The sequence below is a fragment of the Microbulbifer sp. JSM ZJ756 genome (genome assembly GCF_044383805.1).
GTDB classification, from domain to species: Bacteria; Pseudomonadota; Gammaproteobacteria; order Pseudomonadales; family Cellvibrionaceae; genus Microbulbifer; species Microbulbifer zhoushanensis.
In genome coordinates, this window is the sequence record NZ_JBISER010000014.1 from 16,303 (window position 1) to 41,125 (window position 24,823).

A 24,823-nucleotide genomic window follows, 5' to 3' on the forward strand; every position below is an offset into this window, starting at 1 on the left:
ACCTTCCCATGATGACCTCGGCACGCTATATCGGTCGTTTCGCGCCCTCGCCCACAGGCCCGTTGCATCTCGGCTCACTGGTTTCCGCCGTGGGGAGCTATTTGGATGCCATCGCCCATGGCGGCCAGTGGCTGGTGCGGATGGAGGACCTGGACCCGCCCCGCGAGGAACCGGGCGCGGCCGACCGTATACTGAAGTCCCTCGACGCCCACGGCCTGCACTGGCACGGCCCCCTGTGCTGGCAGAGCCAGCGCCATAAGCGCTACGACGAACGGCTCGCAGAGCTGGCCGGGCGCGAACTGACTTATGCCTGCCACTGCTCCCGTGCCCAGATTCGCCGCCGCGGCGGCCACGACAACGACGGCTGCCGCGCCACCCGCGAGGAACAGGGACCCAGCGCGGTGCGCCTGAAGTGCGCGGGCGGAGAGGAACACTTCGACGACATCTGGCACGGCGCGCAGCACCAGGCGATCGCCGAAGACACCATCCTGCGCCGCCGCGACGGTCTCTATGCCTACCAGCTGGCGGTGGTGGCGGACGATATCGACCAGGGCATCACGCATATCGTACGCGGCGCAGACCTGCTGGAGACCAGTGGTGCGCAACAACGACTGTTCCGGCTTTTTGGTGCGGCAGTACCGCAATTCGGGCACCTGCCCCTGGTGATGAACCCCGGCGGACAGAAACTCAGCAAGCAGAACCAGGCACCGGCACTGGACGACCGGCAGCCATCCGCCAACCTGGTGCAGGCGCTCGGGTTTCTCGGTTTCCATGTCCCCCCGGGCCTGGAGGCTGAGACGCCAGAGGCTATCCTGCACTGGGCCACTGCCCGCTGGCAGCGACACCAGGTGGACCGGCGCAACCGGGAACCGGCGCAGATTGCACAGACGGGCACCGGCCATTAACATTTTCCCGCCAATTTCCACCGGAATCCCGCTGCCCGGGCGCAACCATGAGTAATCGCACACTGCTAATCCTGCTGGTACTGGTGGGCTATGTCTTCTCCCCCACCGTGTTTACCTGGATGATCAATCCGTCCGGGGCCTGGTATCGCCCGTTTATCCTCTGGTTTGTGCTGATCCTGCTGGCACTCTTCATCCAGCTCAGGCGCGGCTCCAATGACATTTGATATTGTCCATATCGCACTGATCGGCGTGGCGTATATCGCCATGCTGTTTTTTGTCGCCTTCGCCACCTCCAAGGGCTGGATGCCGACCCGATGGGTGCGCCGGCCACTGGTTTATGTCCTTTCACTGGGTGTATCACTCAGCGCCTGGACCTTCTACGGTGTAGTGGACCTGGCCTGGCAGCACGGCTATGGGGTTCTTGCCTACTACCTGGGTACCGGCGCCATGTTCCTGTTTGCGCCAGTGGCGCTGGAACCCCTGTCAAGACTGGCGCAGCGCTACCAGCTCACCTCGCCCGCGGACCTGTTGGTATTCCGCTACCACAGCCGCGGTGCCGGCACCCTGGCCACGCTGTTTATGTTGCTGGGCCTGCTGCCGCTGATTGCCCTGCAGATCCAGGCGGTGGCCGAGACCCTGGCCCTGCTCTCCAGCGACAGCGTCGCCGCGCTGGCACTGCCGGGGGCCGGTATCAGCGCCAAGAACCTGATCGCCTTCTTCTACTGTGTGCTGCTGGCGGTCTTTACCGCCCTGTATGGCGCCAACCGCGAACGGCGCACAGGCCTGGTGGCGGCGATGGCGGTGGAATCCAGCGTCAAGCTGGTGGCGCTGCTGGCAGTGGGCCTGTATGCGGTATTCGGCGTGTTCGGCGGTATGGGCGGGCTCGACCAGTGGCTGGCGGACAACAGCGACATGCAGCAGCTCCTGTACAGCCCAATCGAGCAGGGTTCCTCCCACACCCTGCTGCTGGTATTTATCGCCACCGCGGTGGCCATGCCCCATATCTTTTACCTGAGCATCGCCGAGCGCTCCGCAGAGAAAACCCTGCGCATCGCCAGCTGGGCATTCCCGCTGTTCCTGCTGCTGATGGCACTGCCGATCTTCCCCATCATGTGGGCCGGCTTCGCGCTGGATGTGACCGAGCCAGTGCAGTACTTCGCCCTTGCCGTGCCGCGAGCGAGCGGTTCGGCGTTGCTGACAGTGGCCGCGTTCGTGGGCGGACTCTCGGCTGCCACCGGTGCCCTGATCATGATCACCCTGGCCCTGTCCACCATGGTGATGAACCACTGGCTCCTGCCCGGGACCCGCTGGCACTCCGAAGACAATATGTACCGCCAGCTGGTATGGCTGCGCCGGGCGATCGTAGGCGCACTGTTCCTGGCCGGCTTTGCGTTCTACCTGTTGCTGAACAACCGGCTCTCCCTTTCCGACCTGGCCCTGATGGCGTTTATCGCCTCACTACAATTCCTGCCCGGGATCTTCGCTGTCATTCACTGGCCGCGAGGCAATCGCCGCGGGTTTATCGCGGGTTTGCTGGCGGGCATGCTGGTTTGGGGAGGCGGGCTCCTGTTGCCATCCATCTTCGCGATCGACGGCTTCACCCTGCCGGGTACCGACCTGCAGCTGCCACTGGGCATGGCCATCTGGACCCAGGTCACCACCCTGTCGCTGGCAGTGAATGTGCTGCTGTTCGTGGGGCTCTCACTACTCACCCCGACCAGTAACATGGAGCAGTATGCCGCCGACCTCTGCAGCGACGACACCCTGAGCCAGGCCCTGCGGCTGGAGCTGGACGTGCAGTCCGCCGCCGATTTCCGCCTGCGGCTGGCGGAGAGCCTGGGCGCCGCCACCGCCAATCACGAGGTCAACAAAGCCCTGCGACAGTTGCGGTTACCGGCAGACGAACGCCGCCCCTACGCCCTGCGCCAGCTCCGCAACAAGGTCGAGGCCAACCTGTCGGGCCTGCTGGGGCGTGTGCTCGCGGGCCAGATCATCGATCGCCACATCCCGTTCAAGAACAGCGACCAGCCCGCCAACCGGGATATTCACCTGATCGAGTCGCGCCTGGGCCGCTACAAGAACCAGCTCACCGGCCTGGCCGCGGAACTCAACAACCTGCGCCTGTACCACAGGCAGATGCTGGAGGAGCTGCCCCTGGCCGCCTGCTCACTGGGAAGTGACGGCGAGGTCCTGCTGTGGAACTATGCCATGCAGGACGTCACCGGCATCGCCGCCGGCGATGTCCTGGGCGCCAAGCTGGATTACCTGCCCGAGCCCTGGCACAGCCTGCTGCGCGACTTCGCTGCATCGGACGAGGGCAGCCGCTTCAAGCAACAGGTGGACATCGACGGCCACAGCCACTGGCTGAACCTGCACAAGACCCGCCTCAGGAGCAGTGCCAGCCCCCGCGGGCGCCGGGAGCCCAGTGATGCCCAGATGCTGCTGGTGGAGGACATCACTGAAACCCAGGTGCTGGAGCAGGAGCTGATCCACAGCGAGCGACTGGCTTCGGTCGGCCGCCTGGCCGCTGGGGTCGCCCATGAGGTGGGCAACCCGGTCACCGGGATCGCCTGCCTGGCCCAGAACCTGCAGTTTGAGTCGGACAGCAACGAGGTGCGGGATACTGCCGACCAGATCCTCAGCCAGACCCAGCGTATCAGCCGCATCGTCCAATCCCTGGTCAACTTCTCCCACAGCGGCAAGCAGGAGAGCGAGCGCGCCCCGGTAGATCTCTACGCCACCGTTCAGGAAGCGGTGCAATTACTTTCCCTGCAGCGCGACAAGACCCAGGTGACCTTCACCAACACGGTTCCGGAGGACCTGGTGGCACCGGGCGACAACCAGCGCCTGATCCAGGTCTTTATCAACCTGCTCAGCAATGCCCGCGACGCAAGCCCCGATGGCGGCAATGTGCACATCCACGGCTACATCGAGGGTGGTTACGCCTGCGTTTCGGTCACCGACGAGGGGCCGGGCATTTCCCCACGCCACCGCGAGCGCATCCTGGAGCCTTTTTTCACCACCAAGGAGCCCGGCGAGGGAACGGGGCTGGGCCTGGCAATGGTCTACAGCATCGTGGAGGAGCATGAGGGGCAACTGGAACTGGTCAGCCCTGCCGACCAGGAATCCGGCCGCGGAGCAAAGTTCATAGTCCAGTTACCCCTGGCAAGATAAATGTCGCTGGGGTGCGGATCTGGGCAAAATTCGTGCAAAGTTGGTGACAAAAGTCCCAACTGAGTTGCAACGAAACGCTTTGCGGGTAAAACTAGGCCCCCTCTGAGTGTTTTGTAACCAGGCGTAACACATGAGCCACATCCTGATCGTCGAAGACGAAGCCATCATCCGTACCGCACTGCGCAAGTTGCTGGAGCGGCACAAATACCGGGTGAGCGAAGCGGGCTCCGTGCGCGAGGCGACCAGCAAGTACCGTCTCGGCGAAGTTGACCTGATCATCTCCGACCTGCGCCTGCCCGGCGCCCCCGGCACTGACCTGCTCAAGCTTGCGGGCGACGTTCCGGTACTGATCATGACCAGCTATGCCAGCCTGCGCTCGGCCGTAGACTCCATGCGTATGGGGGCCGCAGACTATATCGCCAAGCCCTTCGATCACGATGAGATGATCGCCACCGTGCGCCGGGTCATCGGCAAGGCGGAGCAGAGCCGTGCCGCCAGTAACAACCAGCAGGCCCCCAGCCGCACTATTGCCGGCATGATCGGCAACAGCCCGGTGATGCGCGAGCTCTATGCCCGCATCCACAAGGTAGCGCCCACTGACGCCACGGTGCTGGTCCACGGCGAGACCGGTACCGGCAAGGAGTTGGTTGCCCGCGCCATCCACGAGGAAAGCCGCCGGGCTGACAAACCCCTGATCTCGGTCAACTGTGCCGCGATCCCCGACACGCTGATCGAAGCGGAACTGTTCGGTCACGAGAAAGGCGCATTTACCGGCGCCCAGACCGCACGCGAGGGCCTGGTGGCCGCCGCTGACGGCGGCACCCTGTTCCTGGACGAGATTGGTGAGCTGCCGCTGGAAGCCCAGGCACGGCTGCTGCGTGTGTTACAGGAGGGCGAGGTACGGCCAATTGGTGCCATCGAGTCACGTAAAGTGGATGTACGCCTGGTGGCAGCAACCCACCGCAACCTGCGCCAGCTTGCCACCGAACGCAAGTTTCGCGAGGACCTCTACTACCGCATCAATGTGGTACAGATGAGCCTGGCGCCCCTGCGGGAGCGCGGCAAGGACGTACTGGCCATCGCAGAGCACCTGCTACAGAAGTTTTGCACCAAGGTGGGGCGAGCAATCCTGAAGCTCTCCCCGGAAGCGGTACAGGCGGTAACGACCTACACCTGGCCGGGTAACGTGCGGGAACTGGAGAATGCGATCCAGCGTGCCGTAATCCTGACCGAGGACAACAGCACCGAAATCGATCACAAGACGCTGGATATCGACCTGGACCTGGTACCGGTGGAAGAGGCCGATCCGGAGCGCCGCCCCCGCAGCCTGCACTCCGATCCCCGCGAGGACCTGTCCCTGGAAGACTACTTTGCCCGCTTCGTGCTCGAGCACCAGGACACCATGAGCGAGACGGAACTGGCCAAGAAGCTGGGCGTCAGCCGCAAGTGCCTGTGGGAACGCCGACAGAAGCTGGGGATCCCGCGCAAGAAGAGCCGCCGCGCAGCCGCAGAGGCCTCCTGACCACCTCCCGATCCCCCCTTTCCGGGCTGCTCCTGCGGCCCTTTCTCCTCGCAGCCGCGCCAGAAACCTGACCTTCCTGACTTTTCATCCATGGTGCGGCTGGCCGGATGATTACCGTACGGCCAGAAAGTTCCCACCTGGAGCACTCAAAGTGTTACCCCGGTCTCACCGTCCGTAACAACTGCGGCGACTTACGTAACGCCGGGCCCGGGCTTTGTGGCACAAAATTTTACCCCAAAAATCATAAGTCATTGATTTTAAAGGACTTTAAAAAGTTGGCACGCTAAATGCTTTCTTACTAGTACAACAATGAAGAACAGCCAAGAATAAAAATAAATGACTGTTTAAGCCCTAAGAACAACTGACAATAAGTGGGCGCAACACAATAAGAATAAAGGGGCGGTCGACAATAAAAGCAAACAGTGACCAAAACCTGAACAACAATAACAACAAACAATAACAATAAAGAATAAAAATAAAGAAAGCAGAACAAAAATAACCACAAGCGCGTTACAAACTGACTGATTGTACCTGGGAGAGGGTGTTTGCTAGACAGCAAATTGATAGCGCAAGGATGCCGCTGCCTTCATAGCCATAACAATAACTCCCTTTACTCCTTTCTCTTTGGAATGGAGAGTCTGTAAGGGGGCGGTTGCTGCCAGCACCGCCACCATCCTATCCCCCCCCCTGAGCTTTCCCCCTGTTCAAGCAAGCGCCGGGCCGTCCATGGCTGTGGTAGAATTCGCGCGTCAATCCAGACGGGATCTATCGCCACACGTTGGCAGCAGTCAAGACAGACAGCCGTATGCTCAATTCCCTGATCAGCAGTATCAAGCGCTGGCGCAAGCCGGCCAGTAACAACACCCTGCGTGTTATCCCGCGCAGCGACCACAACCTGTCCCGGCGCGATATCAGCCGCGCGGCGCTGACCGTCCTGAAGCGCCTCCAGGAGGCGGGCTTCGAGGCCTACATTGTCGGGGGCGGCGTACGCGACCTGCTGCTGGGCGGTCACCCCAAGGACTTCGATGTCGCCACCGATGCGACACCGGAGGAGGCGAAGAAACTCTTCCGTGGCGCGCGTATTGTCGGCCGGCGCTTCCGCATCCTGCATGCCCGCATCGGACGGGAAATTATCGAGGTCACCACTTTCCGGGGGCACCACAGCGAGGGCGAGGACCACGAGGCACAGCAGTCCGAGCATGGCATGCTGCTGCGGGACAACGTCTACGGTGACCTGAAGAGTGATGCCGTAAGGCGTGACTTTACGGTCAATGCCCTCTACTACACCACCAATGGTTTCGAAATCCACGACTACACCGGTGGTGTGAAGGATATCGAGGACCGCCTGATCCGGATGATCGGCGACCCGGAGACACGCTATAAGGAAGATCCGGTACGGATGCTGCGAGCTGTTCGCTTCGCCGCCAAGCTGGATTTCCAAATCGAACCGGATACGGCCGCCCCGTTGCGGGAACTGGCCCCCCTGCTGCGCAATATCGCGCCTGCACGGCTGTTCGACGAAGTACTCAAGCTGCTGATGAGCGGTCACGGCGAGCGTACCTTTGAGCTGATGCGGGAGCACGGCCTGTGGCAACACCTGTTCCCTGAAAACGATGCCCTGCTCGGCGACGCGACAGCCCTGGAACTGACCCGGATTGCCTTGCGCAACACCGACGACCGAATCCGCGCCGACAAGCGCGTCACCCCCGCTTTCCTCTATGCCGCCCTGCTCTGGCCTGCGGTCAACCGCGAGCAGCAGCGACTGACAGGCAAGGGAACTCCGCCGGTACCGGCCCTGGCGGGTGCGGCGCAGAAGGTGATTGGCGCCCAGCTGGCGCACACGGCCATTCCCAAGCGCTTCTCCCTACCCATGCGCGAGATCTGGGAGATGCAATCGCGCCTGCCCCGCCGCAACGGCTCGCGGGCACAGCGACTCAGCGAGCACCCGCGTTTCCGCGCCGCCTACGATTTCCTGCTGTTGCGCGAGGAGTGCGGTGAGATAGCACCGGGACTTGGCCAGTGGTGGACCGATTTCCAGCAGGCCGATGCGGATAGCCGCGAGCAAATGGTCAGCAAATTGCCGCGTTCCGGTGACGGCCGGCGCAGGAGTCGCGGCGGTCGTCGCCGGAAGCCCCGCTCTTCCGCGCCACGCCAGGACTGAATACCATGCAGCGATGTTACGTCGGCCTGGGCAGTAACCTCTCGCAGCCGCAGCGACAGCTGCAGGATGCGCTTGCCGCAATGGGCAGCACTCCCGGCATCCGCCTGCTGCGCTGCTCCAGCTTTTATCGCAGCGCACCGGTCGGCCCGGGGGACCAGCCCGACTACATCAATGCGGTCGCGGAGCTGGAAACAGCGCTGGCCCCGCACGAATTACTCGACCGGCTGCAGCAGATCGAGTCCGACCAGGGGCGGGAACGCGATGTTCGCTGGGGGGCGCGCACGCTTGACCTGGATATCCTGCTGTTCGGCCAGGACACGCTGGATACGCCCCGACTGCAGGTCCCGCATCCACGCATGGGTGAACGCAATTTCGTGCTATTACCACTGGCAGAACTGGCACCTGCACTGGTTTTACCTACGGGTGAGTCCCTGGCGGCCCTGCTGCGGCAGTGCCCGTCGAATCGCCTGGAGAAGCTCTGACGCAGTCGCCCGGGCCGGATCCGGTTGCGCGGGCGAGGATGGAACAACAGAAAAAGGAGTAGAGGCCGGTGTCTACTGAAACCGAGATCCCGCCGTCGATGGAACCCGATATCTCCGCCGCCGCCCCGCCCCGCTTTATCGCGGTGGAGGGTAATATCGGCGTGGGCAAAACCACCCTGGCGAAAAAGCTTGCCGCCACTTTCAATTACGATACGCTGCTGGAACTTCCGGAGGAAAACCCGTTCCTTGAACGCTTCTACCGGGATCCCAAAAGTGCCGCTTTACCGACCCAGCTGCACTTCCTGCTGCAGCGCTCGCAGCAGATCCAGTCGCTGCGCCAGGACGATATATTCAATCCGGTACGCGTTTCCGATTTCCTGATCGAGAAAGACCAGCTGTTTGCCGAGGTCACACTGGATGCCGACGAGCTGGAGATCTACCAGCAGGTATACCGGCACCTGACCCTGCAGGCCCCCAAGCCAGACCTGGTGATCTACCTGCAGGCTCCGCTAAATGTGCTGCAGGAACGCATCCGCACCCGCGGCATTGCCGCCGAGCGCTCTATCAGCAATGAATACCTCGCCACCCTCAACGAGGCCTATACCCAGTTTTTCCACTACTACGACGAGGCCCCGCTGCTGATCGTCAACAGTGAAGATATCGATATCGTCAGCCGCCAGGATGACTACTGCCAGCTGGTGGAATACATGCTGAACATCACCAGTGGCCGCCACTACTACAACCCGGGGAACTGATCTCATGCCTTACGGACCCTCAGCGCTGACCAAGCCAGTTACCGTGCAAACACTCCAACGAATGAAGGCCGACGGTGAGAAATTTATTACGGTGGCCCTATACGACGCCCCCATGGCAGCCATGGCCCAGAAGACCGGAGTGGAGGTGCTACTGGTAGGCGACTCCCTGGGAATGACCGTGCTGGGCTACGACAGCACCATCCCGGTCACCATGGACCATATGATCTACCACGTGGAAGCGGTGGCCCGGGGAAATAAAAAGTCGCTGATCATGGGCGACATGCCTTTCATGACCTACGCCACCCCGGAGCAGGCCCTCGCCAACGCCACACGCATCATGCAGGCCGGCGCACATATGGTGAAAATCGAGGGCGGCGCCTGGCTGGCGGAAACCGTCCGTATGCTCACGGATCGGGGCATCCCGGTCTGCGCCCACCTGGGCCTGACACCCCAGTCGGTACACAAGCTGGGAGGGTTCCGGGTACAGGGCCGCGACGAGGACACCGCCGGTACCATCCTCAGTGATGCCGCGCTGCTGGACGAGGCCGGCGCGGACCTGCTGGTACTGGAGTGCGTGCCGTCGACGCTGGCCAGGCGCATTACCGAAGCCGTCTCCATGCCCACCATCGGCATTGGCGCGGGCCGCGATACCGATGCGCAGGTGCTGGTAATCAACGATATCCTTGGCCTTACGGAAAAGCCGCCGAAGTTCTCAAAGAATTTCCTGGTAGAAGCCGGGGATATTCCCGGCGCGCTGCACAAGTACGCCGAGGACGTGAAGGCCGGCACCTTTCCCGATGACAGCCACACCTTTGGTTAAGCGGATGTAAACCCGATGGAATTCGATGTATTGATGTCCCGCAGCCGCGCAGCCGGCGCCACAGTGGAAATCCCGGAGGGCTGGGCCCAGGGGCGCGCCACCTTTGGCGGGCTGGTGGCAGCCATGCTGTACGAGCAGCTGGCCGCACAGGTCGATCCGGACAGTACCCTGCGCTCGATCACCTTTTCCTTCGTCGCCCCCGTCGCCGCGGGCCCGGTCTCACTGCAGGGCAGCGTACTGCGCGCCGGGCGCTCGGTGAGCCAGGTGGAAGCGCGGATGGAACAGGACGGCCAGGTGGTACTGGCGGCTTTTGCCAGTTTCGGCAGCAGCCGCGATTCCAGTATTCATGTGCCCGCGGACACCGCCCCGCACTTTGTCGCCCCCGAGGAGCTCCAGCCGCTGCCCTATATCGAGGGCCTGGTGCCGGAATTCACGCAGAAATTTGACTACCGGATTTCCGCCGGCGACATGCCCTTCAGCGGCAGTGCGAGCAACCGGTTCGGGGGCTGGGCTCGCTTCCGCGGCGAAGAAGCCGCCACCAGGCGGGTAGAGATAGGTCACCTGCTTGCCCTGATCGACGCCTGGCCGCCGGCAGTCCTGCCGATGCTCAAGCAACCGGCCCCCGCCAGCTCACTGACCTGGACGCTGGAGTTTATGGAACCATTGCCGGAAGCCACCTGTGGTGACTGGTGGCAGTACCTGGCCGACGTGGAGCAGGCCGCTGACGGTTACGCTGTCGCCCAGGCGCGCCTGTGGAGCCCCGCGGGCAAACCGGTCGCTTTCAGCCGCCAGACCGTGACCGTGTTTGGTTAACCACCGAGCCACGCATTACGCTTTCGCTCAACGCGCCCTGACCTCCTGATAAGGCCGGCAGGGTGCAATAAGCGCATTCCTGAAGGGCCTTCGCCAGGGCCCATGGCCGAAGCTACAACCAATTTTTCCAGCGAAAAATAACAAGCTGGACGATGACCGCCACAACCAGCAAACCGCTGAACAGGTAAAAGGCCCCCGGGTTTTCCGCCCCGGGGATACCTCCCACATTCACCCCCAGCAGACCGGTCAGGAACCCCAGGGGCAGGAAGATGGCGGCGACGACGGAAAGTACATACATGCGGCTGTTGAGCTGTTCGGAGATGCGGCTCATCAGCTCTTCCTGGGTAACCGCGGCGCGCTCGCGCACGGCATCGATATCCTCGATATGACGGAGCAGGCGGTCACTCACTTCTCGCAACTGCAGGCGACTGCCTTCCTGCATCCAGGGGGCTTTCTCCTGGACCAGCCTGGCGAGCGCTTCCCGCTGCGGCGCAAGATAACGACGCAGGGTGATGGTCTGCTTGCGCAGCCGGGCCAGGTCCACCCGCAGGGCCGCACTGCTGCCATCGAGCACCCGGTCTTCGAGGCTGTCGATGGTATCCTCAAAAGACTCCACCGTCGCGCCCATACGCCACACCAGCAGGTCCGCCAGCTCCACCAACAGGCTGGCACTGTCCCGTGGCCCCCGCCCATTGTGGATATGCTCCTGCAATTCGGTTACCGACAGCAGGCGCCGCTTGCGGGTGCTGATCACCCGGTGCTCTTCCACCCACAGCCGGATCGAGACCATGTCCTCCGGCTGCGATTCAGGGTTGAGGTTCACCCCGCGCAACGCAACCAGCAGACCGTCATCGATCGACGTGGTGCGTGGCCGGGTCTCCTCCGTCAGCAGGGCCTCGGCCACCAGTGAGGGCACGTCGTCCCGGCCCCGCAGCCATGAGGCAACGCCATCGTCGGTGTAATCCAGGTGCAGCCAAAGGCAGCCCTGCTCCGGAGTCCATTGCTCGACATCAGGCCAGGACAGCGCCCGGCCCCCGCCACGCCCGTCCAGTAACAGGGCATGCAGCAGGCCTGCCTGCTCCCGTTGCCCACTCCCTGCAGCCGCAGTAACCATTTACTCGCGCTCCAGTTCCAGCCAGGCGTTGCGGCGCTCACCCGGACCCAGTTGCCAACTGTCGGCAAAGGCATTGCCGTGCTCTACGCATACGAACCCGGCATAGTGCTCGCCCACATCTGCAAGCGTGGTTGCCAGCTCGGCGCCCGGGTTCCAGGTAATCACGGAACAACAATCACCACTGTGCGCCTGAATCGGTGCACGTGTCTCAATCCGCTGGGTATCGCCTGCGTGTTCGTAGACCCGGTCCACTTCGCCGGGAAAGCGGACCGCGCCTTCCTGCCGGGCCGGTTGCAGCCCGCGGGTATTGTCCAGGTAGCCGGTATCCTCCAGGCCGTGCACCCGGATATCGTGCACGTTATCCACCGGGAAATAGGTATGCCAGGCCCAGCTGAACCTGGCTGGCTCATCGGCGGAATTTTCCAGGTCCAGCGCCAATCGCAGTTTTTTGCCAAGCTGCAGGGTGACACGGCAATTAAAAGGCGTGAAATCCTCATCACCGGGGTGACAGTAGGTAAACACTAACTCGCGGATACCGCCCGGCAGCTCCCTGACAGCATCCAGCTCCCACGACCTGGTACGTGCCAGTCCGTGCTTGGGCCTGGCGGGATCCGGGTGAACGCCAAACCATGGCAGGCACAGGGGAATACCGCCCCGCACTGCCTTGCCCGGCTCAAATACCGCCGCGGGACTCAGCCACAACAGGGGCTCGTGACCCTTTGCCTGGAATTCGAGTAACTGCGCCCCCTGCAGGGCAACTACCGCCCGGCAGAGGTTGGTCTCCACCACCACCAACTCCAGCCCGGGCTTGCCATAGAGGACGCCACTGTCGGTATATGTGACGTTTCCGGTTTGTACCTGCTCACTCACAGCGGGTTTATCTCCTCTCAATCCTTCCGGGACTCGATAACCGTCCCGCTTGTCTTATCGATATGCAACTTCAGCCCTTGCTGAGATGAGCCAGCGCGCCGGCATTGCGCTCCCAGTTCCGGCCATCAAACGGCTCCACCTTTACCCCTTCGGGCAGTTGATCCAGGCAGCGCAGGTTGATGCTGTAACCGTCGGGGTTGGAGCGCGGGATGTAGAAAGACTTCACCCCACAGTGACGGCAGAAATAGTGCTTGGCCACACCGGAATTAAATGTGTAACAGGTGAGGTCGCCCTCTCCCTGCTGCAGGTCGAACGCCGAAGCGGGCACGATCAGGTGCTGGAAACCCACCATTTCACACATGGAGCAGTTACAGGCATGGGCGACCAGCGCCTCCCCCGGCCGGCGGGGTATACGCGCTTCAAAACGAACAGCGCCACAGTGGCAGCCACCCTGCAGTTCCCAGTGGGAGTTACCATCCATTCTCACCCCTCCTTTGCTCGAATAGCGGCCGTGCGCAGAGCAGCGTCAGTACCGCCAGCGCCAGCAGCAGGTGGAACCAATTGAGCCGTGGCATGCCCAGCAGCTCCACATGGCTGGTGCCCACCAACAGACTGGCGACCACAACCAGCACCGGGCCACAGGCCAACAGGCACGCGGGTAGTGCCGACAGCCCCCCTCGCAGGCGACCGATTATTGCGGTGGCAAACCAGGCCCCCAGCCCCAGCATACTGAGAAGCCGACCTGCCGGGCCGGCGTCGGTCATCAGTAACACCGCGACCGCTGTCGCCACGGTCAGCACCACGTAGGCCGGAGGCCGGCTGCGATTGCCGAGACCGGGCTTCAGGGCGACCCATATGAGTGCCAGTCCGGAAAGCAGGAAGGTCAGCTGCCCGGAGAGACCGGACAGGATCCGGTGCAGTCCGTTGACACCGGGATCAATGGTGTAGCGATAGGCGCCAACCAGCGCAGCCATCGCCAGCAGCGACATTCCCGCCACCACTAGCAGGGACGGCGACAGGCAACGATCCCGCGCGATATACCAGTACTGGCTGGCAACCAGCAGTGCAGCCAGCGCCAGCAGGACTTCCAGCAGCCAGAAACTTACCAAGGGGTCGCTCTCCCGTTATTGTTTATTGGGATTCTAACGGACTGGGACGGGGATTGCTCTGGGGCAAATAAAAATGCCCCGGCGGGCCGGGGCATTGGAGAGGTACATTCCCGCTAAGAGAAGCAGGACGAACGTCGCTTAAAAGTCCATGCCGATTGAGAGCTGCAGACGACGCGGATCATAGTAGCTACGCGGTTCGCCAAAGGCGAAGTAGCCTACCTCGGGATCGATATTGTAACCAGTCTGGCGATTAAACACGTTGAACAGGTCTGCACGGAACTTCAGCGTGTAATCTGCATACACATTGAAATTCTGGGTGTAGTTCAGGTCCATTTGCCAGTGGCTATCAGTACGGCGGCTACCTGCCGGTTCGGCATAGCGGTTAGTGGCGCTAGAATAACCATAGACGCTGCCATCCCAGGCTTCCCAGGGTTCGCCAGACTGGTACACAAAATAGGCACCGACATTGGCCTTCCAATCCAGGGTGTACTGGCCAAAGAACTTCAGCAGGTTTGGCTTGTCACCACGAAGTGTACCGTCCTTGTTATCCCAGACCTGGCGACCAGCACCATCCGCGAGATACGAAGAGCCAATAAAGGTATTGGCATCGTTGGTCCAGGTAGTGTTGTCCTGGTCGAAGTTGCCACGATAACGGCTGCGGGTGTAGGAGGCGTTCAGGTAAGTGCGCTCCCCCATCCAGGAGGCTTCGAGACTGAACTCCAGGTACTTCGTATAAGCATCATCCAGTTCGGCGATCACGTAACTCGAGCCGCTACCGATCTGCTCGAGTTTCTCATCGAGATCGGGGATGTAGAGGCCTTTTGCAGCGATGTCATCCGGCACACAGGTCTGGTTGTCTTCGGGACCGTAGCAACCATAAGTACGCGAGCCATTCCACGTATCTTCCCAGAAATGCGAGCCTTCACGGTAACGTAGATGCGAACGCAGGCTGATGCCATTGTCGAACTCTTTGGTTGTGCCGAGTGTCAGTTCGTCAACCCTGCGGGGATCCAGGTCATCTGCAAACAACTTGCCAGATGAACCTTCTCGAGGTGTGGAGCTGATGTAATTGCCGTTTTCATCCCAGTAAACCTCCACTGTGGCGCGGCTGTTACGATCCCATGACGCGGCACGGGCAAGGGAGGAGGCTGCCGGGTTGTACTGGGCGAAACTGGCGAAAACCGTATCGACACCGTTGTAGGCCCAGGTAACCCCGAGGCGCGGCTGGATCATATCTTTCCAGTCGACCTTGTACATTTCGTATTTGTTGCCCGGTGCGGCCTCGTAGCCCGAAATGGTGTTGGCCTCACGCAGCCCCTGGCCATACAGGGTGTCCTGGCTGATCAGGAAGCCCACATCGAAGGTGAAATCCCCCCAGGCAATCGAGTCGTTAACTTCGAAGTTCTGGGTCTCTGTGAAGGAGTCGATGGGTGGCACTCTTCCACCATCCTCACCGATGAAGCTCATCTGCTCGGTATAAGCACGGAAACGCGCATTATCCGGGGCATTAACATCCTCTGCTCCATCTATGACACTAATAGAACCCCAGCCATTAGACAGGCGAGCCAGCTCCTCGTGACCTTCCGACCACTGGTAGCCAACATGGATCTCGTGAGAAGTGGAGCCAATCTCAAGGCTATGGTCCAGTGCGATTTCAAAGCTTTCACGATAGAAGTTTTGCACATTGGACTGATAGTAAGCACCGACACCGCCACCGCCGACACGAGTACCGTTTTCGTCATAACCGTATTGGTTAATATAGGGTGCTACGGCAGCATTCCAGGCATCATCGTTATCGCGAAAATCGGGCACATTGAAATAGCCCAATTGATCCAGACTGGCAGCATCGAGCATCTGCCCAATCGCAGGTTGTACACCCAGTCGGGTATCCGGCACACCCGCAGTTTCAAGCGCGTAGTCGCTGTACTGGAAGCTGAGCGTGGTCGCGTCGTTGATAATCCATGAGCCGTCAAGAGAGAGAATGTCCTGGCCGGACTCCTCCCCTACCGATACCGAATCTGCCTCATCGAAGGAAATAGAAGCGCCTTCATTAACCCGGTCTGAAGTACGGTATGCCGCGTTGAGCAGCACATCCTCAATCGGTGCCCATGTCAGCTTGCCGTAATACTCATCACGCTCACTGGAGTAATCCTTGGTCGGTCCGTAGGCTGTTTCTTTATTGTCCCGGGATTCGCGCGGGCCATAGTAGGAACCATAGAAAAACAGCTGATCCTCGATAATGGGACCACCTACATTTGCAGTCATCCAGCTGTAGTCGGTCTCGGCCTTGGTGCCCTCTTCCGTCTTTTCGCGCATATCGGCTGTCTGGAACTTGTATTCCACACTACCTTTGTACTCGTTAGTACCGGACTTGGTTTTGGTGTTGACGGTAATACCACCAGACCGGTTGAAACCTATCGCTCGCGCGCCGCCTCGCTCAACAGACAGTTGCTCAACATCCTGGCTGGAAGGCTCCGCCGACAGGGTGCCGAACATCGGCAATGTTACGTTCACACCATCAAAATTGTAGACATTGTCCTGACCACTGCCGCCGGCGCTGGGACCGCGAACAGAGTTCTGGGTGTACTGTACACCGGGGGCCAGCTTTATCAGGTCTCTCAAGTCCTGGCCGACGGGCAACCCCTTGATCACATCCGCCCCAATGGCATCAGACAGCGAGGAGTTGCCACCGACAGTAATTGCCTCACCGGTGACCACCACCTGTTCAAGGTCCCCTTCTACCTGGGGCGTCAGGCTCATGTCCACCATCGTCATCTGGTCAAGCAACACCTCTGCTTGCACAGTGCGCGTTGTCCCGTCTGCAGAAGTGAAGGTCAGCTGGTAGATACCGGGAATCAGCATGGGTAGCCGAAACTCACCATCCTCGTCAGTGGTTGCAGTCCGGCCGCGCGGCATTACGCTACTAGTGGCCTTGACGGTAACCCCTTGGGCCTCAATACCTTCATCGAGGAATACCTGGCCCTCAATACTGCCAACCTGCTGTGCCATCGCAGTTGCTGAGAACATAACCCCCGCAGTGACAGCGGCGGCACGCGCGAAGTTGGAAGCGCCTTTCAGCGATTCCAGTGTGCTACTGAGTTTTTTCTTGTGGAACATGAGTGAGTCTCCCAGACTGTTTTATCTTTATTTCCTGGAACGGTCTTCCGCCCTGATAATCCGCGCCGCCTTCCCCGGGATGCCTCCCCGGATTACAGTCAGCGCGATCATCCCGCCTGCGTATCACAACCCCACTCGCAGATCGGGAACGACTAAATACTTTATGTACGCCCAATTAAAGTCGAGGAATATCTTATTCCTAAGTGCATTCTGCGGATTTTTTTAATGAATCGCGACAGAAAAATGATAAAAAATTCAAAAAAATATTCTTGAAGTATCGTAATGACAGCTAAGACAGCCATTTATTCCGGATTTATTCCTAGCGATATGGAACTCCGGGCAGAAAGGATCACCTCTCCCGGCAATTCCCAGCTGCCGCCCGCAACCCAACCAGAAGGAATCATTCTTTTTTGACATGTACGATCGTACAAGAATCGAGAGGAGAGGCTTTGTTCGTTGGGGACAGAAAGGCGCCGGCATGTCCCGCAACCACCGACAGGACAGCGCCCCGGGCGATCACAAGGATCGCCCCTACATCAGGGCACGGGATATAGGAACCAGTAGGGGCGGATCTTGTATCCGCCCAATCCCACGCACAGGGAACCGGCAGCCCGGGCGATCACAAGGATCGCCCCTACACCAGGACACGGGGTTAGCAACCTGTAGGGGCGGATCTTGTATCCGCCCCTTCCCCGGGCACGGGGAACCGGCAGCCCGGGCGAGCACAAGGATCGCCCCTACATCAGGGCACGGGATATAGGAACCAGTAGGGGCGGATCTTGTATCCGCCCAATCCCACGCACAGGGAACCGGCAGCCCGGGCGATCACAAGGATCGCCCCTGCACCAGGGCACGGGGTTAGCAACCAGTAGGGGCGGATCTTGTATCCGCCCTTCCCTGGTTGTTGCTGCAGCGTCGGGCACAAATAAAAAACCCGGCCATGGCCGGGTTTTTTCGTTCGAAGGCGGGCGGCCAGGGCCGCACCACTCAACGTACAGGGCTATACATCAGCCCTCTTCGGAGGCAGAACCTTCCGCTTCGGCACGGTCCGCGTTCGCTTCCTTGATGGACAGCTTGATGCGGCCACGCTGGTCCACGTCCAGCACCTTGACGAATACCTTCTGGCCTTCGCTCAGGTAGTCCGTGACCGCATTGACGCGCTCTTCGGCGATCTGGGAGATGTGCACCAGACCGTCCTTGCCCGGCAGGAAGTTGACGAAAGCGCCAAAGTCCACGATACGCACCACGGTACCCTCGTAGATAGCGCCGATCTCGGCTTCCGCGGTGATTTCCTCGATGCGGGTAACTGCCGCTTCCAGGCTCTCGCCATCCTCACCGAACACCTTCACGGAGCCGTCGTCCTCGATATCGATGGAGGCACCGGTTTCCTCGGTAATAGAACGGATGGTGGCGCCGCCCTTGCCGATCACGTCGCGGATCTTGTCCGGATGGATCTTCAGGGTCGCGTAGCGCGGTGCGTTCTCGTTCACGGTGGCACGGGATTCGCCGATCACCTTGTTCATTTCCGCGAGGATGTGCAGGCGCGCGTGCAGGGCCTGCTCCAGGGCGGTTTCCATGATCTCTTCGGTGATGCCCTCGATCTTGATGTCCATCTGCAGGGCGGTCACGCCGGAAGCAGTACCGGCCACCTTGAAGTCCATGTCGCCGAGGTGGTCCTCGTCACCGAGGATATCAGTCAGTACTGCGTAACCCTCGTCTTCCTTCACCAGGCCCATCGCGATACCGGCTACCGGCGCCTTCAGCGGCACACCTGCGTCCATCAGTGCCAGGCTGGAGCCACACACGGAGGCCATGGAGCTGGAACCGTTGGATTCAGTAATCTCGGAAACCACACGCAGGGTGTAGGGGAACTCTTCCGGGTTCGGCAGTACTGCAGCAATGCCGCGGCGCGCCAGGCGGCCATGGCCAATCTCGCGACGGCCGGTAGCGCCGACACGACCCGCTTCACCCACTGAGTAGGGCGGGAAGTTGTAGTGCAGCATGAAGTAGTCTTTACGCTCGCCTTCCAGCGCATCGATGATCTGCGCATCACGGGTCGCACCCAGGGTGGAAACCACCAGGGCCTGGGTTTCACCGCGGGTGAACAGCGCGGAACCGTGACCTTTCGGCAGGACGCCTACTTCGACGCTGATCGGGCGCACAGTCTTGGTGTCGCGACCGTCGATACGGGGCTCACCGCGTACAACAGCGCCACGGACAATCTGCTTCTCGAGCTTGCCGAAGTACTTCTTCACCGTGCCCTCGTCCACCTCTTCGGTAGCCAGGGCCTCAGCGGCTTCGTTGCGCAGCTCACCCAGGCGGGTGGTACGGGCCTGCTTGTCAGTAATCTTGTAAGCTTCCGCCACCTTGTCGCCGAACTGGCTTTCCAGGGTGGACTTGAGCTCTTCGTTGACGGCTTCTGGCTGCCAGTCCCACTCGGGCTTGCCAGCTTCGGCCTTCAGTTCCTCGCAGACCTTGATGATGGACTGCATCTCCTGGTGGGCGTACAGCACGGCGCCCAGCATGATGTCTTCCGGCAGCTCTTTGGCCTCGGACTCCACCATCAGCACGGCGTCCTTGGTGCCGGCAACCACCATGTCCAGCTCGGAGGTGGCCAGGGCCTTGTAGCCCGGGTTCAGCAGGTAGCCGTCTTCCTGGGTGTAACCCACGCGCGCAGCGCCAATCGGGCCACCGAAGGGGATGCCGGAGACGGACAGGGCTGCGGAGGTGCCGATCATGCCGGCGATATCCGGGTCCACATCCTTCTCGGCGGACAGTACGGTGATCATCACCTGGACTTCATTCATGAAGCCGTTCGGGAACAGCGGGCGGATCGGGCGGTCGATCAGGCGGGAAGTGAGGGTCTCTTTCTCGGACGGGCGGCCTTCGCGCTTGAAGAAGCCACCGGGAATCTTGCCGGCCGCATAGGCCTTTTCCTGGTAGTGCACGGACAGCGGGAAGAAAGCCTGGTCCGGCTTGGCTTCCTTGGCGCCTACCACGGTACACAGCACCACGGTCTCGCCCATGGTGACCAGCGCCGCACCGGTAGCCTGGCGCGCAACGCGGCCGGTCTCGATGGTGACCTGGTGTTGTCCGTACTGGAATGTCTTGCTTACTGGATTCACGTTTTTTTCCTATTTCCTGTCGGTTACTGGCCCATTCCAGTAACCCCTACATGTGGCTCGAATAATGCCAACGAGCCTCGGACAGTGCGGCACAAGATGTACCGCGACCGGCGGGGAGCCGGTCGTAAAAGCGCCGGGAGACCCGACCATCCATACTTCCAGGCCTGGTTTCCCGACGCGACTGCCGGAAAGTGGCATGAATCCCACTTTCCAACAAGTATCTGAAAAAAGAAAGCCCGCCGGGGGCGGGCATTCCAGGGTCTTAGCGACGCAGGCCGAGCTTGGCGATCAGCTGTGCGTAACGGTTCAGATCCTTCTTCTTCAGGTAGTCCAGCAGCTTGCGGCGCTGGTTTACCATGCGGATCAGGCCACGACGGGAGTGGTGATCCTGCTTGTGCTCAGAAAAGTGAGACTGAAGCTTGTTGATGTTGGCGGTCAGCAGGGCCACCTGGACTTCCGGGGAACCGGTATCGCCTTCGGATTGGCCGTGCTCTTTCAGGATTGCGGTTTTTTCTTCGGCTGACAGTGCCATAACGAAATACCTCGTCGTAATATGCTTTGATGATCCGGCTGGCCCGTGCATATTTACAGACCAGCTAGTCGGTTTTGTGGCTAATTGCCACTTACCAGTCGACGCGGTGCCACGCACCCGTCGTCGGTAATCTCTCCAACGCCCAGAAATTCGCCAGTTTCCAGGAAGAGGCGCACCATATCACCTTCTTGGCCGATACGGTAGACCTGCAGGTCCATGACGGGTTGTCCCTGGCGCACATAGTAGCCGGTGCTTTCCGGCAGGGTCAGTTTCGGCAGTCCCGAGGCGGGTGCATCCACCGGTAACAGGTGGTGGTCCAGCTCTTCGGCGCGACCCTCACCCCGCTCTTCGGTCAGCTCATCCAGGGTCAGGGCATCGGCCTCATCGAAGGGGCCCGCGGCGCTGCGGTGCAGCTTCTCCACGTATGCCCCCACACCCAGGGCCTCGCCCAGGTCCTCCGCCAGGCTGCGCACGTAAGTGCCCTTGGAACAATGGATCTCCACTTCGGCGCGGGGCTGGGGGCCGGGAGTAAAGGCCAGCAGCTCGTACTCGAAAATCTCGACCTCGCGCGCCTCGCGCTCCACCTCCAGGCCCTGGCGGGCCAGCTTGTAGAGTGGCTGGCCCTTGTGCTTGAGGGCGGAGTACATGGACGGCACTTGCTGGATACGGCCACGGAACTGGGCCATCGCCTCCCGCACATCCGCCTCTTGCAGGCCGGAGGCGTCCGCGGTGGCAATCACATCACCATCCGCATCGCCGCTGGCCGTTCGCATCCCGAACACGAAGGTGCTCCGATAGCGCTTGTCGGCATCCAGCAGGTACTGGGAGAACTTGGTGGCTTCGCCAAAACACACCGGCAGCACGCCGGTGGCGAGCGGGTCCAGCGCACCGGTATGCCCGGCACGGTTGGCGAAAAACAGTCGCTTGGCTTTCTGGAGGGCGTCGTTGGCGGTGATTCCGGCAGGCTTGTTCAGCAGCAGGACGCCGCTAACCGCACGGCCCCATTTTGGTCTGCGGCCCATGGTTACTCTTTGTCGTCGCCCTTGTTGTCACCCCGGTCACCGCTGTCGTCGTTACCGGCATCGTCCGGATGATGACTGCGATCGGACTTTACCGCCTTTTCGATCAGTGCGGACAGTTCCTGGCCGCGAACCGACGTTTCGTCATAGCGGAACTGCAGGCGGGGGATAGTGCGCATCTGGATGGCACGCGCCAGCTGGCTGCGCAGGAATCCGGCAGCCTTGTTCAGGACCTGCATCGAGGTATTGATCTTGCTGCGGTCATCCTCACCGACAAAGGTGACATAGACCTTTGCGGATGCCAGGTCCCGGCTGACCTCAACGTCATTGACATTGACCATGCCCAGGCGTGGGTCGCGCACTTCACGCTGGATCAACTGCGCCAGCTCGCGGCGCATGGCGTCAGCGACTCGGTCGGCGCGGTAAAATTCTCTTGCCATTGGTTACCTGTAAGAGTGGCTGGCATAACACGCCATCCCGGCAGCGGGCCGGGATGGCGCTATGGAGTGGTCCCGGTTACAGCTCGCGGGCGACCTTGACGATGTCGAAGACCTCGATCTGGTCCCCGGACTTGACGTCATTGTAGTCTTTCACGCCAATACCGCACTCCATCCCGTTGCGCACTTCCTGGACGTCGTCCTTGAAGCGGCGCAGGGACTCCAGCTCGCCCTGGTAAATCACCACGTTGTCACGCAGGACGCGGATCGGCTTGTTGCGGTATACGGTACCCTCGGTGACCATACAGCCGGCGATGGCGCCGAACTTGGGCGACCGGAAGACATCGCGCACCTCGGCGATACCCACGATTTCCTCGCGCACTTCCGGCTCCAGCATACCCGACAGGGCCTGCTTGACCTCGTCCAGCAGATTGTAGATCACGCTGTAGTAGCGGATTTCCACGCTCTCGGCCTCGGCCAGCTTGCGGGCCGCAACATCGGCACGGGTGTTAAAGCCGATGACGATTGCACCGGAGGTCAAGGCCAGGTTGATGTCGTTTTCTGCGATACCACCCACGCCACTGGACACTACGTTAACCGAGACTTCCTCGTTACCGATGTCCGCCAGCGCCGACAGGATAGCTTCCAGCGAGCCGCGCACGTCGGCCTTGATGACTACCGGCAGGACCTTCCTTTCACCGGCTTCCATATCGGCAAACATGTTTTCCAGCTTGGCCGCCTGCTGGCGCTGCATACGCTCACGACGCTCCTTCTCGGAACGCTGCTCGGCCACTTCACGGGCCTTGCGCTCGTCGGTAACCACCATGAACTCGTCACCGGCATTGGGCGTGGTGTCGAGACCCAGCAGTTCCACCGGAGTGGACGGACCAGCCTCGGTTACGCTCTTGCCCAGCTCGTTGGTCATGGCACGCACACGGCCATAACTCTGGCCGGCGAGAACAATATCGCCGCGCTTGAGCTCGCCGCTCTGTACCAGCAGGGTAGCAACCACACCGCGGCCCTTTTCCAGGCGCGATTCGATGACAACACCGCGTGCGGGCACGCCCACTTCGGCTTTCAGTTCCAGCATTTCTGCCTGAAGGGATACTGCTTCCAGCAGGTCGTCGATGCCCTGGCCGGTATGGGCGGATACTTCGATAAACTGCGTGTCGCCGCCCCAGTCCTCGGGGATAACCTCTTTCGCTGCCAGCTCGTTCTTGACGCGATCCGGGTCCGCACCTTCCTTGTCGCACTTGTTGATGGCGACAACCAGCGGCACACCGGCCGCCTTGGCGTGCTGGATGGCCTCCTCGGTCTGCGGCATGACACCGTCATCCGCTGCCACCACCAGGATTACAACGTCAGTAGCCTGGGCACCGCGGGCGCGCATGGCGGTAAATGCGGCGTGGCCAGGGGTGTCGAGGAAGGCGACTTCGCCCTGGCTGGTCTGCACCCGGTAGGCACCGATATGCTGGGTGATACCACCGGCTTCACCGGAGGCCACCTTGGTCTTGCGGATGTAGTCCAGCAGCGAGGTCTTGCCGTGGTCCACGTGGCCCATCACGGTGACGACAGGGGCGCGGGAGACCTGTTCACCCTCGGCCTTCTCGACTTCAGCCACCAGGCTTTCCTCGAGCTCGTTCTCGGAACGCAGTACCACCTTGTGGCCGAGGTCCTCGACGATCAGGGTGGCGGTCTCGCGATCCAGGCTCTGGTTGATGGTGACCATCTCGCCCATTTTCATCAGGCGCTTGATGAGTTCGCCGGCCTTCATGTTCAACTGCTTGGCCAGTTCGCCGACGGTGATGGTTTCACCTAACTGTACTTCGTACACCTGTTTTCCCGTGGGCTTCTTGAACCCATGTGTGTTCTTGATCTTGAGCGTCGGGCGGGACAGGGAGCGCGTGCTGCGCTTCTCGCTTTCCGAATCCTCAAACGCTTCCAGTGCCTGCTCGTAGAGCGCGGTCTTGCTGGACTTCTTCGGGCCACCCTTGGCACCGCGACGACCGCGGCGCTTGCGCGGCTCGTCTTCCTCTTTCTCGGTGACGGTGGGGGTCGCCTCCAGCTTGCGACGCAGGGACGGCTTGACCGTTTCGGCCTTGGCCTTGCGCTCGCGCTCCTGCTTTTCCTGCTCGGCGCGCTGGCGCTCCTCCTCGAGGCGGGCCTTCTTCTCTTCCAGCTCCTGGGCCTTGAGTGCATCTGCCTCTTTGCGGCGCTCCATCGCGGCGATACGCATCGCTTCGATGTCGTCAACGTAAGTCGAGCGTGCCGGCGCGGGCTTGGCTTCCTCTGCTGGCTGGGGCTTTTCCTCGGCGGACTCCGCTGCCTGCTCGGGCTCGGCCTCGGCAGCCGGTGCTTCTGCCTCTTGCTCCGGCGCAGCGGCCTCGGCTGCCTCCTGCTCGGCCGCTGCAGCTGCAGCCGCCGCCTCGGCTTCGACACGGGCCTTCTCGGCTTCCGCCTCGGCCTGCTCGGCGCGCACGCGTTCCTGCTCGGCCTGTTCCGCCAGTGCTTTCTCCAGCTCTGCCCGCTGCTCCTCGCGCTCCGCTTCCGCGGCCTGCTCGGCCTCGGGGCGCTTCACGTAGGTACGCTTCTTGCGCACTTCCACATTCACGGTCTTGCGGCCGGTGCCAGAGCCGGTTTTGAGCGTGGTGGTGGTCTTGCGCTTGAGGGTGATTTTGCGTGGCGCAGAAGTCTTCTGCTCCCCGTGACTGCTTTTCAGGAAGTTGAGCAGGACCTGTTTTTCCTCATCCGACACTACAGCATCGGCAGAGGTCTGGGGCAAACCCGCATCCTTCATCTGCTTCAGCAGACGTTCCTCGGTGGCACCAACCGATTTGGCGAGTTCGCTAACTGTTACTTCGGCCATTC

Annotated in this window: 19 protein-coding genes; 9 read left to right on the forward strand and 10 right to left on the reverse strand. The window is 61.2% G+C overall.

Annotation, left to right across the window (positions count from 1 at the left end):
* The first annotated feature begins 8 nt into the window (after window positions 1–8).
* From gluQRS to ACH6CX_RS17685, 9 genes are all read left to right on the forward strand, one after another.
* The gene (gluQRS, locus tag ACH6CX_RS17645; RefSeq protein ID WP_334078704.1) at window positions 9–905 is read left to right on the forward strand and encodes a tRNA glutamyl-Q(34) synthetase GluQRS; all 897 of its coding nucleotides are present in this window, start codon (window positions 9–11) and stop codon (window positions 903–905) included.
* 47 nt (window positions 906–952) lie between these two features.
* Window positions 953–1,129, forward strand: a complete 177-nt coding sequence (locus ACH6CX_RS17650; protein WP_233006105.1) for a hypothetical protein — start codon at window positions 953–955, stop codon at window positions 1,127–1,129.
* Window positions 1,119–4,079: an ATP-binding protein gene (locus ACH6CX_RS17655; protein WP_334078703.1), complete on the forward strand. Its 2,961-nt coding sequence runs from the start codon at window positions 1,119–1,121 to the stop codon at window positions 4,077–4,079. The genes ACH6CX_RS17650 and ACH6CX_RS17655 overlap by 11 nt, the downstream gene beginning before the upstream one ends.
* A 130-nt stretch (window positions 4,080–4,209) precedes the next feature.
* Window positions 4,210–5,601, forward strand: coding sequence for a sigma-54 dependent transcriptional regulator (locus ACH6CX_RS17660; protein ID WP_237064089.1), 1,392 nt, complete (start codon window positions 4,210–4,212; stop codon window positions 5,599–5,601).
* Window positions 5,602–6,406: 805 nt separating this feature from the next.
* Complete coding sequence (pcnB, locus tag ACH6CX_RS17665; protein WP_233006108.1) at window positions 6,407–7,762, forward strand: polynucleotide adenylyltransferase PcnB; 1,356 nt, start codon at window positions 6,407–6,409, stop codon at window positions 7,760–7,762.
* Window positions 7,763–7,767: 5 nt separating this feature from the next.
* Window positions 7,768–8,244 (forward strand): 2-amino-4-hydroxy-6-hydroxymethyldihydropteridine diphosphokinase, encoded by a 477-nt coding sequence (folK, locus tag ACH6CX_RS17670; protein WP_233006110.1) that lies wholly within the window; start codon window positions 7,768–7,770, stop codon window positions 8,242–8,244.
* A gap of 98 nt (window positions 8,245–8,342) precedes the next feature.
* Window positions 8,343–8,999, forward strand: coding sequence for a deoxynucleoside kinase (locus ACH6CX_RS17675; protein WP_233006685.1), 657 nt, complete (start codon window positions 8,343–8,345; stop codon window positions 8,997–8,999).
* A gap of 4 nt (window positions 9,000–9,003) precedes the next feature.
* A complete protein-coding gene (gene panB, locus ACH6CX_RS17680; RefSeq protein ID WP_233006111.1) occupies window positions 9,004–9,819 on the forward strand; it encodes a 3-methyl-2-oxobutanoate hydroxymethyltransferase in 816 nt (271 codons plus the stop codon).
* Window positions 9,820–9,834: 15 nt separating this feature from the next.
* Window positions 9,835–10,632, forward strand: a complete 798-nt coding sequence (locus ACH6CX_RS17685) for a thioesterase family protein (RefSeq protein WP_334078702.1) — start codon at window positions 9,835–9,837, stop codon at window positions 10,630–10,632.
* 112 nt (window positions 10,633–10,744) lie between these two features.
* Here the strand turns inward: ACH6CX_RS17685 and zntB are convergent, their stop codons facing one another.
* The 10 genes from zntB to infB form a co-directional block, all read right to left on the reverse strand.
* The gene (gene zntB / locus ACH6CX_RS17690; RefSeq protein ID WP_233006113.1) at window positions 10,745–11,746 is read right to left on the reverse strand and encodes a zinc transporter ZntB; all 1,002 of its coding nucleotides are present in this window, start codon (window positions 11,744–11,746) and stop codon (window positions 10,745–10,747) included.
* Complete coding sequence (locus ACH6CX_RS17695) at window positions 11,747–12,616, reverse strand: D-hexose-6-phosphate mutarotase (RefSeq protein ID WP_237064091.1); 870 nt, start codon at window positions 12,614–12,616, stop codon at window positions 11,747–11,749.
* Between the two features lie 70 nt (window positions 12,617–12,686).
* Window positions 12,687–13,097, reverse strand: coding sequence for a GFA family protein (locus tag ACH6CX_RS17700; protein WP_233006116.1), 411 nt, complete (start codon window positions 13,095–13,097; stop codon window positions 12,687–12,689).
* Window positions 13,087–13,725, reverse strand: coding sequence for a hypothetical protein (locus tag ACH6CX_RS17705; protein ID WP_396676090.1), 639 nt, complete (start codon window positions 13,723–13,725; stop codon window positions 13,087–13,089). The genes ACH6CX_RS17700 and ACH6CX_RS17705 overlap by 11 nt, the downstream gene beginning before the upstream one ends.
* A 138-nt stretch (window positions 13,726–13,863) precedes the next feature.
* Window positions 13,864–16,842 (reverse strand): TonB-dependent receptor, encoded by a 2,979-nt coding sequence (locus ACH6CX_RS17710; protein ID WP_233006118.1) that lies wholly within the window; start codon window positions 16,840–16,842, stop codon window positions 13,864–13,866.
* Between the two features lie 1,007 nt (window positions 16,843–17,849).
* A complete protein-coding gene (gene pnp, locus ACH6CX_RS17715; RefSeq protein WP_233006120.1) occupies window positions 17,850–19,967 on the reverse strand; it encodes a polyribonucleotide nucleotidyltransferase in 2,118 nt (705 codons plus the stop codon).
* Between the two features lie 262 nt (window positions 19,968–20,229).
* Entirely contained in the window at window positions 20,230–20,499 is a 270-nt protein-coding gene (rpsO, locus tag ACH6CX_RS17720; protein ID WP_233006121.1) for a 30S ribosomal protein S15, read from the reverse strand.
* An 80-nt stretch (window positions 20,500–20,579) separates the two neighbouring features.
* The gene (truB, locus tag ACH6CX_RS17725; protein ID WP_233006123.1) at window positions 20,580–21,521 is read right to left on the reverse strand and encodes a tRNA pseudouridine(55) synthase TruB; all 942 of its coding nucleotides are present in this window, start codon (window positions 21,519–21,521) and stop codon (window positions 20,580–20,582) included.
* Window positions 21,522–21,523: 2 nt separating this feature from the next.
* Complete coding sequence (rbfA, locus tag ACH6CX_RS17730) at window positions 21,524–21,958, reverse strand: 30S ribosome-binding factor RbfA (RefSeq protein WP_233006125.1); 435 nt, start codon at window positions 21,956–21,958, stop codon at window positions 21,524–21,526.
* A gap of 76 nt (window positions 21,959–22,034) precedes the next feature.
* Complete coding sequence (gene infB / locus ACH6CX_RS17735) at window positions 22,035–24,821, reverse strand: translation initiation factor IF-2 (RefSeq protein ID WP_334078700.1); 2,787 nt, start codon at window positions 24,819–24,821, stop codon at window positions 22,035–22,037.
* Between the last annotated feature and the right edge of the window lie 2 nt (window positions 24,822–24,823).